This window comes from Tautonia sp. JC769 (assembly GCF_040717455.1).
Taxonomy (GTDB): Bacteria; Planctomycetota; Planctomycetia; order Isosphaerales; family Isosphaeraceae; genus Tautonia.
Genome location: NZ_JBFEFH010000016.1, coordinates 27,557 through 39,604, shown reverse-complemented (window position 1 = coordinate 39,604; position 12,048 = coordinate 27,557). Strand labels below are relative to the sequence as shown.

General features: G+C 70.1%; 7 protein-coding genes. 5 read left to right on the top strand and 2 right to left on the bottom strand.

Translation table 11 applies throughout. From position 1 onward, the window contains the following. The first annotated feature begins 10 nt into the window (after positions 1–10). The 5 genes from AB1L88_RS16170 (at position 11) to AB1L88_RS16150 (ending at position 5,315) form a co-directional block, all read left to right on the top strand. A complete protein-coding gene (locus AB1L88_RS16170) occupies positions 11–208 on the top strand; it encodes a hypothetical protein (RefSeq protein ID WP_367097712.1) in 198 nt (65 codons plus the stop codon). 179 nt (positions 209–387) lie between these two features. Continuing rightward, the gene (locus AB1L88_RS16165; RefSeq protein ID WP_367097711.1) at positions 388–1,497 is read left to right on the top strand and encodes a fatty acid desaturase; all 1,110 of its coding nucleotides are present in this window, start codon (positions 388–390) and stop codon (positions 1,495–1,497) included. A gap of 32 nt (positions 1,498–1,529) precedes the next feature. Next, a complete protein-coding gene (locus AB1L88_RS16160; RefSeq protein WP_367097710.1) occupies positions 1,530–2,513 on the top strand; it encodes a carbon-nitrogen hydrolase family protein in 984 nt (327 codons plus the stop codon). A 95-nt stretch (positions 2,514–2,608) separates the two neighbouring features. Further along, the gene (locus AB1L88_RS16155) at positions 2,609–3,394 is read left to right on the top strand and encodes a DUF4058 family protein (protein ID WP_367097709.1); all 786 of its coding nucleotides are present in this window, start codon (positions 2,609–2,611) and stop codon (positions 3,392–3,394) included. A 7-nt stretch (positions 3,395–3,401) separates the two neighbouring features. Then, positions 3,402–5,315 (top strand): hypothetical protein, encoded by a 1,914-nt coding sequence (locus tag AB1L88_RS16150; protein WP_367097708.1) that lies wholly within the window; start codon positions 3,402–3,404, stop codon positions 5,313–5,315. Positions 5,316–5,380: 65 nt separating this feature from the next. Here AB1L88_RS16150 and AB1L88_RS16145 read toward each other — a convergent pair whose 3' ends face one another. Together AB1L88_RS16145 and AB1L88_RS16140 are read right to left on the bottom strand one after the other, a co-directional pair. After that, positions 5,381–6,763 (bottom strand): neutral/alkaline non-lysosomal ceramidase N-terminal domain-containing protein, encoded by a 1,383-nt coding sequence (locus AB1L88_RS16145; protein WP_367097707.1) that lies wholly within the window; start codon positions 6,761–6,763, stop codon positions 5,381–5,383. A 439-nt stretch (positions 6,764–7,202) separates the two neighbouring features. Next, the gene (locus tag AB1L88_RS16140) at positions 7,203–11,564 is read right to left on the bottom strand and encodes a tetratricopeptide repeat protein (protein WP_367097706.1); all 4,362 of its coding nucleotides are present in this window, start codon (positions 11,562–11,564) and stop codon (positions 7,203–7,205) included. Positions 11,565–12,048: the final 484 nt, after the last annotated feature.

The window sequence follows — 12,048 nt, the reverse complement described above, 5'->3', positions numbered from 1 at the left end:
ACACCCGACCATGAGTGGCCCGATCGTCCGCAAATACGGCTTCCCGAACTTCGATAAGATCTTCGGCGAAAAGCCCATTCTCCACGGGGTTGACGACGATCCCAAACCCGAAGCCTCTCAGGAGCAGCCTTCGGCCGACACCTCCTCGGCCAAAACCGAAACGCCCGCCGACGGGTCGGCCGAGCCGAGGCGCCAGCCCTCCTCCTGAGCCGGGGCATCGGCCGCCCGCGCGATCCGGCCAATCGGCTCAACCCGGCCGGGCCTGCCTGCCGAAGAGGGAATGAGGTAACGGGTCCATCGCTCGCCTCGACATGCGGACCCGCGACCCGTTCCCCTTCCGCGCCCCGTACGTTCCGCCGCGGCAGGCTCGACCGGCAGGAGGCGTCGATGAACCGGGAGACCGGCCCCGAGTTGACCTGGGACGAGGCCCGACAGGCCCTCGTGGCGATGTCGAGGCCGGACAACCGGACGAACGTCGCCTGCATCGCCCGCGAATACGCCCTGATTGCCTTCGCCCTGGTTTCCGGGGCCGTCGCCCTCTCGGCCTGGTCCGACGGCCGCCTGCCCTCGATCGTCTTCGCGCCGATCGCCGCTGCCGTAGCCTTCCTCGTCGCCGTCGGCCAGCACCGGCTCTCGGGGCTGGCGCACGAGGCGAGCCACTTCGTCCTGTTTCGCAACCGCCTGGCCAACGAGCTGGTTTCCGACCTGTTCCTGCTGTTTCCCCTGGTCGCCCTGACCCAACGCTACCGGGCCGCCCACTGGAGTCATCACCTTTACGTCAACGATCCCGACCGCGACGCCGACCTGATCCGCCTGAACCATCCCGAACCGCACCGCTTCCCGATCCCTCCCCGGGCCTTCTGGAATCGCTACGTCCTGCGGGCCTGCTGGCCCCCCGCGATCCTCCGCTACCTGTTCGGCCGCGCCCGGGCCGCGAACCTGGCCGCCCCGGAAGGGGCAGGGGTCCCCTCGGCCGCCTACCGGGTCGGCGTGGCCAGGCGACTGCGAGGGGCCTACTGGTTGCTGGTATTTTCGGGTGTTCATGTTTCGGGGGACTGGCCGGTCTTCTTCCTGTTCTGGGTGCTCCCGCTGCTGACGTTCTACCCCATGCTGATGCAGCTCCGCGAGATCGCCCATCATGCCAACGCCCCCGACGCGGGGGACCTGACCAATTCTCGCGTCTTCCGGGTGCATCCGGTGTTGCGATTCTGCGTCTTCCCGTATGGGCAGGACTTCCACCTGACGCATCATCTGTTCATGAGCGTGCCCCACTTCCGCATCGCCGAGGCCGACCGGTTGCTTCGCCGCTGGCCGCCGTACCGGGATCGGGTGGTGGTCTGCCGGGGGTACTTCTTCCGACGCGGGGGGACCGGGGGGCCGTCGCTGCTGGAGTTGCTCTCCCGACCGGCCCCGCAAACCTCCGGACGATGGCCGACGCTCGGGCCGGTCCCGCCCCCGCCGCTGACGCCCTCGGAATCCTGGCGCGAGGCCGCCTGAGTTCTCCTGTCCTTGCCGGGGAGGCCGACCCAATGACCACGATCCGGGCCGCCGTCGTGCAGGCCGCGCCGGTGGGCTTCGACCGCGACCGCTCGATCGACCGCCTCCGAACCCTGGCCGTCGAGGCCGCGGCGAGCGGGGCGACCCTGATCGTCTTCCCCGAGGCGTTCGTGCCGGGCTACCCCCGCGGGCTCGACTTCGGCGCCCGGGTCGGCTGGCGGACGCCTGAGGGCCGCGAGTGGTTCCGCCGCTACTGGGAGGCGTCGGTCGAGGTCCCCGGCCCCGCCGCGACCGCCATCGGCGAGGCCGCCCGGCTCGCATCGGCCCACCTGGTCGTCGGGGTCGTCGAGCGCGACGGGGGCACCCTCTACTGCACCGTCCTGTTCTTCGGGCCGGATGGGCGCCTGCTCGGCAAGCACCGCAAGCTGATGCCGACCGGCTCCGAACGGCTCGTCTGGGGCTTCGGCGACGGCTCGACCCTGCCCGTGATCGACACCCCGATCGGACGGCTGGGGGCGGCGATCTGCTGGGAGAATTACATGCCCCTGTTGCGCATGCATCTCTATGCGCAAGGCGTTCAGCTCTACATCGCCCCCACGGCCGACGGCCGCGACACCTGGCTGCCCACCATGCGGCACGTCGCGCTCGAAGGGCGGTGCTTCGTCCTCTCCTGCAACCAGTTCGCCCGGCGCTTCGACTACCCGCCGGACTATCCGATCGAGGGGTTCGACGAGCCCGAGGCGGTCGTCTCCCGGGGCGGTTCCTGCATCATCGACCCGCTGGGCCGGGTCCTCGCCGGGCCCGACTTCGACGGCCCGTGCATCCTCGCCGCCGACCTGGATCTGACCCTCATCCCCCGCGCCAAGTATGATTTCGACGCGGTCGGCCACTACGCCCGGCCTGATGTGTTCCGCCTGCTCGTGGATACGAGGCCCAAGCCCCCCGTCGCCCCGGCCGAGCTGGGCGAATTCACTCCCTCCCCGCCGCTTGAGGAAGGCCCGGGCGGCACGAGCTGACGGCGGGTCGACGCCTGCCCAGCCTTTTCGCCATCGAGGTCCCTTCGTAGACTGGAATCCTCGGGCCTGCTCCCTCGACTCCAAGGACCGACACCATGCCCGGCATCTTCCCCGGCGTCGACCCGTATATTGAAGCCCAGGGCCGGTGGCCCGATTTTCATGCAAGCTTCATCACCTATTTGCGTGATGCGTTATTCGATCGGCTCCCGCAGAATTACGAAGCCGCCATCGAGGAGCAATTCCGCCTCTACGAATCCGACGACGAGCCGGGGCTGCTCGCCCGGCCCGATGTCGCCGTCCTCCGGGCGGGGAAGCTTCGCGGGGAGGGAGGTGGGGTCGCCGTGGTGGAGCGAGTCGAGCCGGTGCATGTGCCGATCGCGGCGGTCGAGCGCGAGGATTATCGGCACACCTGGATCGAGATCAAGACGCTCCCGGAGCGGTCCCTGGTGGCTGTGGTCGAGCTGCTCTCGCCGACGAACAAATACGGCCACGGCCGGAACGATTACCTGCGCAAGCGGAGGTCGTATCTGGGGCAGGCCGTCCACCTGATCGAGCTGGATTTCCTGCTCGCCGGGCACCGGATGCCGATGGGGGCCCCGATGCCGCCGGGCGATTGCCTCGCGGTGGTCGCCCGGGCGGAGCGGAGGCCCGACGCCGAGGTCTATGCCTGGTCGATCCGGCGCGCCTTGCCGCCGATCCCGATCCCCCTCCGGGCGCCCGACCCCGATGTCCGGCTCGAACTGGCGTCCGTTTATGCGACCGCGTATGATCGGGGGCGTTATGCCCGTCGCCTCGACTACTCGGCCTCGCTCGCGCTTCCCCTGGCCGATCCCGATCAGCAATGGGCCGCCGATCTCATCGCCGCCGCGACCAAACGATGACGATGCCATGAACAATCATTTGATACACAATGCCGTCATTCTCTCACTTGCCGCCTTCTGTGGCTCCCTGTCGGCTTCCGCCGAGGACGTGCCCTTCGCGGTCGAGGTGGTCGATGCCGAGACGGGCAGGGGGGTGCCGCTGGTCGAGCTGAAAACGGTCCACCAGATGCGGTTCTACACCGATAGCGCGGGGATCGCGGTCATCGATGCGCCGGAGCTGGTCGGGATCGAAACCTACTTCTGGGTGTCGGGTCACGGATACGAGTACCCGAGCGACGGGTTCGGCTACCGGGGCGTCCGGTTGCGGGTCAAACCCGGGGAGGTTGCCCGGGTTGAGCTGCCACGGGTGAACATCGCCGAGCGCCTCTATCGGATCACCGGGGGCGGGATCTACGCGGAGAGTGCTCGGATCGGTCGGGAAGCGCCGATCGAGGAACCGCTGGTCAACGGCCTGGTGTTCGGGCAGGACAGCGTGTTCACGATCCCCTACCGGGGGAGACTCTGGTGGTTCTGGGGAGACACGAGCCGACCGGGCTATCCGCTCGGCAATTTTCATATGTCGGGGGCGACCTCCGAACTCCCGGGCCGGGGAAATCTTGATCCGAATGTCGGGATCAATCTCGATTATTTCGTCGATGAGAACGGGTTTTCCCGGCCGATGGCCAAAATGCCGGGCGACGGGCCGACCTGGCTCTCCGGCTTCGCCGTCCTGCCGGACGAGGGCGGGCGCGAGCGGCTCTACGCCGGTTATGCCAAGATCAGGCCGCCGCTGACGACCTACGAGCGTGGCATTTGCCGGTTCGACGACGACACGGAACACTTCGCACGGGTCGCGGTCTTCCCCGATCCCGAGGGGCTGGCCCCGAATGGTCATGCCATCCCGATTGAAGACGGCAACGGCACCACCTTCCTGCACTTCGCGACCCCGTATCCCCTGGTCCGGGTCGAAGCGAGCCCGGAAGCCCTAACCGATTCGTCGCGTTATGAAGCGTTCACCTGTCTGGAAGGCGATGGGGAGACCCCTCGCGTGGAACGGGACGACGAGGGGCGGCCGGTCTATCGCTGGCGGGCCGGCGTGGCGGTCCTGGGGCCGAAGGAGCAGGCGGATCTGATCACGGCCGGGACGCTGGCCGAGGGGGAGGGGCTGCTCAACCTCCGCGACATCGAGACGGGCGAACCCGTCTTCGCCCATGCCGGGACCGTCGCGCCGAACGCCCATCGGGGGCGATGGGTCATGATCACCACCCAGCTCTTCGGCCGGTCGGTGCTCGGGGAAGTCTGGTATGCCGAGGCCGATTCACCCCTCGGCCCCTGGGCCTTCGCCCGGCGCATCGTGACGCACGACACCTACAGCTTCTACAACCCGATGCACCATCGCGCCTTCGACGCCGACGAGGGCCGGACCCTCTTCTTCGAGGGGACGTATACCGAGCTGTTTTCAGGGGCCAAGCAAACAACACCCCGGTATGACTACAATCAGATCATGTACCGCCTCGATCTGGGCGACCCTCGCCTGAACCTGCCGGTCGCGTTCTACCGCGTTTCGGACGACCAGGGTCAGGAACGGCTCCGGCCGATCGAGGGGCTCGGCGACCGGCCGGCCGAAGGGGCGGTGGCCTTCTTCGCGCTCGATCGGCCGGGAGAAGGGACCGTCCCGGTCGTCGAGGTGGAGGGGGACGAGGGCGTCACCCTGCACGTCGGCGCTGACATCGAGGGGACACCAAGCTTTCACGCCTTGCCGGTCGACGCGGACGACCCGCCCCCCGGGACGGCGCCTTTGTTCGCAGCGCGAGACGATCAAGGAAACACCCGCTTCCATGCCGGGGATGACACGTTGCCCGACGGCTGGGAACGCCGGGGCGAGCCGATCTGCCGGGTCTGGCTCCGTCCGGGGCCGGAGCGGCAGCCGTTGTTCCCGTAAGGAAGGTCAATGCGGTGCCCCGGCGGGTTCCACCTCGTGAGAACCCGCCGGGAGTGGCCTTCAGGTCATTCCTCTGACGCAAGGAACGAGGCGGGGAGCAGGTTACGCACGGCCTCAACGATGATCGCCTCGGCGCCGTTGGCGAATCGGGTCGGCTGGCCGTAAAAGATCATCGAGCTGTCGGCCTCGTAGCCCCCCTCGTCGAGGACGCGGTCGGACGGAATGTAGCACGGGGCATCATTGCTGTACGCGTTGATCCAGAGCCGATCGGGGTCGGCCACGTGGCGGAGGTGCAGGGCGTAATCGACCACGACCTCGCCGGCGAGGAAGACCATCGCCAAATCGTCGCCGAAGGCCCAGACCTGCACCGGATAGCCTTCGAGGGCCTCGGGCAGCGCCTCGCCGCGGTCGAGCCGCTCGAGCATCGTCCGGGCGTGCAAGCCTTCCTGGTTGGTCTGCCCGGCCCGACCTTGCCAGTCCTCACGCGAGGGCAGGGGGGCGAAGGACAGGTCCACGCGGCTCAATTGAGCATGTGAGATGCCGCCGAGCGGAGTCATCGGGCCGTCGAGCACCTCGGCGACCGCCCGGGCGATGGCCTCGCCGTGCTGGCGGGCCTGCGAGCGTTCGCCGCGCGGCTCGGGGTTGGCGTCGGCCCCGCAGCCGATGGCGATCAGGGCGATCGCGCCGGGCACGTCGCGCTCGATCGCTTCCTGGGCGTCGCCGGCCCAGTCGCCGCAAATCCGGTTGAACTCGCCGGTCAGGGTGGTGCAGTGGCAGGCGTACGAGGCGAGCACGGCGCGGGTCGCGCCGTCGGGGCCGGTCACGCGGAGGACGGGAAGCGAGTGGTCGGTCGGGCCGTCGGGGTTCACGCCGAAGCCGACCCACTTGCCGTCGCGGAGCACCCGGCGATTGGCCGCGAAATCGGCCGATCCGACCCCCCACTCCAGCCGTCCCGGCTGGCGGTCGGCCAGGGCTTCGAGCGCGACGGCCGTCAGGTGGTCGGTGAGGGTCCGGGTGTACTGGTCGATGTGGTCCTGCTCGGTTTCGTTCGGGAACTCGGGGAAGAGGAACGGGGCGACGTCGGTCAGGGCCGGGGCGGTGTGGGTGTGCGAGGCGGAAATCGCCAGGCGATCGCGGGCCACTCCCGAGCGGTCGGCCAGGCGTCGGGCGACCTCGTTCGTCATCCGGTCGGGGATGCCCAGGTTATCGACCGTGATCAAGACGGCCGGGCCGTCCCCCTCGTCGCCGCCGATGGCCAGCGCCTTGGCCCAGAGCGGTTGCTCGACCCCTTCCGATTCGGTCGTCCGGTTGCCGTAGCCGGTCAGGCGGACGGGGCCTTCGGGGGTGATCTCGACCCGGGCGACGCCGACCGGGATCTCAGGGGCCTTCTGCGGGATCATGGCGGGCATCGCCAGGGTCAGTGCGACGAGCAAGGGGGGGAGGATCATGGGCGGGTTCCTCGATTCCGGGATTTTGGAGACGGGCCTTGCGCAGGCCTGCACCATACCCGGAACGAGGGAGTCAGGGCTACGCGCCGGCCCGGCAAATCCTCGCCCTCACCTCATCCGTTCCTCGCGGACAGGAAGCAGGAGCCGGTCTTCGACTCTCGCCCCCGCTCGCGGGGGAGAGGGTGGCCGTCAGGCCGGGTGAGGGCTTGCGGGTTCGGACGACACGCTGTGAGTCTTTGACGAGGGCCCCTCACCCCGGCCCTCTCCCCACCCGTGGGGAGAGGGGGGCAGACACCTCGCTCGATCCTCGCCTCATTCGCACGAGCGAACGGTTTCCAACCATCTTCCGCCGGCCTCTTGCCTACTGCCCTGGGTGGCCGTCAGGCCGGGTGAGAGGGTGATCCGCTCGCGGATCGGAGCATGGTCGCGGGAGGACGTCTCAGCGTTCGGAGAGCGCGGCGAAGGCGTCGCGCTCGAAGGGGTCGAGGTCCTCGACGGTCAGGCCGAGTTCCAGGGCCCGGGCGAACGATTCGAGGGCGGCGTCGGGGTCGCCGGCCCGGTCGAGGACCCGGGCGAGGTGGAAGCGGTAGAGGGCGCTGTTGGGCCGTTCGCGGATCACCTCGTCCAGCGTCGACCGGGCCTCGTCGAGCCGATCGAGCCGGAGCAGGATGACGGCGCGGGTGTCGAGCAGTTCGGGGGCCCGCACGTCGAGGGTCGCCAGGGCGCGGTCGATCAGCTCGAGCCCCTCGGCGGGCTGCTCGGCGTATTCGCTCAACGCCCAGGCGAGGTTGTTCAGATAAACAATATTGTCCGGCTCGCTCTGGAGCAGCTCGCGGTAGATGCGGATCTCGTCGTCGAAGCGCCCCGGGTCGACCCGTCCCTGGAAGTGGCGGAGCATCGCCAGGACGGCCTTGATGGCGGGCAGGTCGTGCTTCGCGGCGGCCTCTTCGATCAGGTCCGAGGCGCGGGCCATCAGCTCCGGGTCGGCCTTCGAGCGATCGACGACCGTCAAGACGCCCCGGACCGCCTGCAAGGCGGCCACGGCGTCGCCGGACTGGATGGCCGGCTCGGCCAGTTCGAGGGCCTCGGGGAAGATCTCCCGGGTGGCGAACCACTGGGCGGGCATCCAGGAGAGGGTCGGGAAGCGCCCGGCCAGATCCCGACCCACCCGCTCGGTCGGTTCCAAGGTCGAGTCGCCCAGTTGCACCAGGCGGCGGAAGGTGGCGGCGGCCGTGTCGAGGGTGTTGGGATCGGGGTCGGAGTCCTCGACGGCCTCGAAGTAGGCACGTGCCAGCTCCTCGGCGACGGTGCCGGCCTCGGCCCGGGCCTCGACGAGCAGCAGGTCCAGCTCGGTCAGCTCGCTCGGTTCGGCCGAGAGGTTCCGCAGGCGATCGAGCTGGCGGTCGGCCTCGTCGAGCTGACCGGCCGCGATCAGGGCGCGGGTGTAGAGGGCCACGGCGGCGGGGTTCGTGCCGCTGATGGCGGTCACGGCGGCGACCTCGGCGGCGCGATCGGGCCGGTCGACCTGGAGCAGGAGCCGGGCGAGCGACTCGCGGGCGGCGGCGGCCATCGGGTCGCCGGCCGGCTGGTCGGCGATCAGGGCTTCGAGGCGGCCGACGGCCTCCTCGCGTCGCGAGGCCTCGGGGTGCCGGGCCAGCACGATGGCGCGGGCCATCCGATCCTGCGGGGCCTGCGGGTCGGCCTGCGCGGGCTCGGGGCCGAGGGCGTCCCAGGCGGCTTGCCACGACTCCGCGTCGGAGGTCTGATCGGCGAGGATCAATGCCTTGAAGCGGGCCGCGGGCCGCGACTCGGGATCGAGGCCCAGCAGGTGCTCGACCCGCTCCAAGGCCTGATCGGATCGGCCGACCGAGCGATCGAAGCGGGCGCCGAGCAGGAGGGCCATCGGGTCGTCGGGGCGGGCCTCCAGGGCGGCGTCGTAGGCCGCGTCGGCGGCGTCGAGGTTGCCGATCGCCTCCTGGGTCTGGGCCTCGAGCAGTTCGGGGAAGTCGCTGGCGACCAGGCGTTTCATCGAGGCGATGGCCTCCTGGGCGGCCTCCGGCTCCCCTCGGCCCGCGAGGTAGCGGATCAGGGCGATCCACGAGGGGGCGTCGCGCCGCTCGTTGGCCCGGGCGCGGAGCATCTGCTCCACCTGGGCGGTCCGCCCGAGCCGGTCGAACATGGCCAGCCGCCAGGCGTCGAACTGGGGGGTGCTGGCCGAGGGGTCCTGGGCCGCGCGATCGACGTACTCGGCGGCCAGGTCGAGCCGGCCGTTCCGCAAGCAGGCCTCGGCGGCCAGGCGGTCGATCTGCGTGTCGAAGCCGCCGGCGGAGGAGAGCCGCGGCAGGCGGTCGATCTCCTCCAGCCGGTCGAGCCGCACGAGCAGGTCGATCATCGGCGCGAGGGCCCGGGCTTCCCCCTTCTCCCAGGCGGAACGCAGGTCGGCCAGGGCCCGCTCGAACGCGGCGTCGCCCGAGCCGTCCAGCTCGCCGAGCTGGCGGTAGGCCAGGCCGCGCAGGTGCAAGGCGGTGGCCAGGTCGGGGGCCAGGCCGGGGTTCGCCTCGGTGCCGTCGCCGAGGATCGGGGCGAGGGTCTCCAGGGCCTTCCTCGTCCGGCCGAGCGTGTCGTTGCCGGGGACGCGGAGCAGGAACTCGGCCAGGCCGAGCTGGTAGGGCAGGCTCGGGTTGTCCTGGGGGCCCCGGAGGGTCCGCAGCGCCGCCTCGGCCCCCGGGATGTCGCCGGTGTCGATCGCCAGCTCGAGCTGCGCGAGCAGCGGGATGGCCGAGCCGGGCTGGAGCTTCTGCCAGGCGGCATAGGCGGCCCTCGCCTCGTCGAACTGGCCCCGGGCGATGTGCATCCGGCCGAGCGTCTGGAGGACCTCGGGCCGCTGGTTGGTCGGCAGGGTGGCGGCGGCCCGGCCCAGCAGTTCGATCGCCTCGCGACCGCGGCCGAGCTGCGCCAGGAGCCGGGCCTGCGTGATCGTCAACGCGGGGCGGGTGCCGACCGCCTCGGGGCCGGCGGCCCGTTCCAGGACCGCCAGCGCCTCCTCGACGCGGTTCTGCCGCACCAGCAGGTCGCTCCAGGTGGTCCAGAAAACCACCTCGTTCGGATGCTCCGCGACGGCCTCGTCGAGGCGGTCGAGGGCCTCGTCGACCCGGCCGTCCACCTGGAGCCGCTGGATGTCGAGCAGGGCCAGGGCCGGATCGTCGCCGCTCCCCTCGATCGCCCGGGCTTCGCCCAGGGCCGCGTCGAACCGGGCCCAGGAGCGGCGGCCCGCCGGCAGGGCGGCCTGCTGGGCGAGCAGGTAGCGGAGCATCGCCGTGCGGAGTTCCAGGGAGTCGGGATTCTCGCCGATGGCATTGCGCAGCTCGGACAGGGCGCGCTCGACCCCTTCGGGGGCCAACGCCTGCACCATCGTCAGGCGGACCTGGGGGTTGTCGGGGGCCAGCTCGACGGCGGCCCGCAGGTCGTCGAGCGCCTCGGCCCGCCGGCCGAGCTTCTGCTTGCTGTCGGCCCGGAGCAGCAGGAGCGTCGGCCTGAGCGAGGCCATCAGGTCCGGCTCGGCCTGGTCGAACGAGGCGATCGCCCGGTCGTGCTGCGAGGCGGCGTGCTGCAACTTCCCTCGGAGCATGTCATAACTCGACACCCGATTCTCGCCGACCACCTCGCCGAACCGCCTGACGAAGATCGACGCCCCGTTCAGGTCGCCGGAATCGATCAGGACGTTGGCCAGCTGCCAGATGAGGTCCACGTCCTGCGTCAGCAGGACCGCCTCGCGGAGCCGCTCGATCGCCCGGTCGGTGCGGCCCTGCCGCTGGGCGATGCTGGCGCGCAGCAAGGCGACCCGTGGGATGTTCTGGTCCGACTCGGGGAGCCGATCGAGCACGGAGTTCGCCCGATCCAGCTCGCCTCGGGCCAGGGCATCGGCGGCGGTCACCAGCATGACCTCTCGGAAGTCAGCCGAGCCGTCGTCCTCGTCGGGGATCAACGCGGCGGCCCGGGTCAGGGACTCCGAGGTTTTCTCCGGCCGGGACGAACCCAGGTAGAAGTTATAGCGGACGATCCACGCCTCGACCGAGTCCGGGGCGTTCCGGACCAGCTCGTCGATCAGCGACTCGGCCTCCTCCGGCTCATCGAGCCGATCCCGATAGAGCAGGGCCAGCCGCTCGACGCTGACCACGTCCGTCGGGTCGCGAGCCAGGGCCTGTTTGTACGCCTCGATCGCGGGCGTGACCGGCCGGTTCGTCCCCGCGATGCCGTCGCGGGCGAGCCCGAGGAGTCGGTAGGTCTCCGCGTCGTCGGCCCCTCGTACGATGAGGTCATCGATCACGGTTTCCGCGTTGGTGAAGAAATTGCCGGCGACGGTCCGCTCGGCGGTGGCGCCCTGGCCGCCGGATCGGCGGATGTACAGCTCGGCCAGCCACTTGCGGTTTTGCTGGCGATCGGAGCCCTCCGCCAGGCCCTCGGGGTCGAGCCGGAGCAGCCGCTCGTTCTGGCTGATGGCCCCGGCGGCCCGGGATCTGTCACCGCGTTCCAGGACGGCCTCGGACAGCAGTCGGGTGTAGCGATCGAGCATCTCGACGTCGTCGGGGTGTTTCTTCAGGTAGCGCTCGAGGTGGCGCATGGCCATCTGGGGCCGGTCCTTCTCGAGGAGCGTCTCCGCCTGCCGGACCAGCTCCGATCGGACCCGCTCCCGGAAAATGCCGGCGGCGAACACCCCGCCGATGACGAGCACCAGCAGCACCACGACCGTGCCGATCAACGCCTTGAAATTGACCCGCTGGACTGTCCGCGATCGTCCCACCTCGATCTCCTTCAGCTCGTGTCGCCGTCAAGATGCGTTCGGTTCGAGAGGGGCGTCGGCGGGCGATCGGGCTCGCATGCCATCCGCCACGAGGCGGCCAGGACGCCCCGGGGCCGGGACGCCGAAGCCGGTCCGCACCGCCCGTTCGAACCCCCGGCGAGTGCCCGGCGTCCGACCGATTCCGACCGAGCCGTCCGCCCCGGCCCGAGATTCGCGGCCTCGACTCCCTCTCCCCTTACGATCCTAGAGCATTCGCGGGACATTTTCTTTCCCCTTTTTTTCTGACGACGTTCCCCCCTCGATCGAACCGAGAGCCCGGCCTGCTGGCCAGACGCCCCGGCAGACCCGCTCTCCGGGTCAATCCGCTCGTTGGACGAATGGGGCGATTGGGGGATTTGGGGTGATTTTTTGTATTCTCGGGGCTCGCGGGGTAAGGTAGAGGTGTCGGTCGGAGCGGACGATCGGCTCCCGATCGGGACGAACG

What these genes read in the sequence shown, in the direction of transcription:
- AB1L88_RS16170 (WP_367097712.1), top strand. Translation starts at nt 11, where the DNA reads ATGAGTGGCCCGATCGTCCGCAAATACGGCTTCCCGAACTTCGATAAG.
- AB1L88_RS16165 (WP_367097711.1), top strand. Translation starts at nt 388, where the DNA reads ATGAACCGGGAGACCGGCCCCGAGTTGACCTGGGACGAGGCCCGACAG.
- AB1L88_RS16160 (WP_367097710.1), top strand. Translation starts at nt 1,530, where the DNA reads ATGACCACGATCCGGGCCGCCGTCGTGCAGGCCGCGCCGGTGGGCTTC.
- AB1L88_RS16155 (WP_367097709.1), top strand. Translation starts at nt 2,609, where the DNA reads ATGCCCGGCATCTTCCCCGGCGTCGACCCGTATATTGAAGCCCAGGGC.
- AB1L88_RS16150 (WP_367097708.1), top strand. Translation starts at nt 3,402, where the DNA reads ATGAACAATCATTTGATACACAATGCCGTCATTCTCTCACTTGCCGCC.
- AB1L88_RS16145 (WP_367097707.1), bottom strand. Translation starts at nt 6,763, where the DNA reads ATGATCCTCCCCCCCTTGCTCGTCGCACTGACCCTGGCGATGCCCGCC.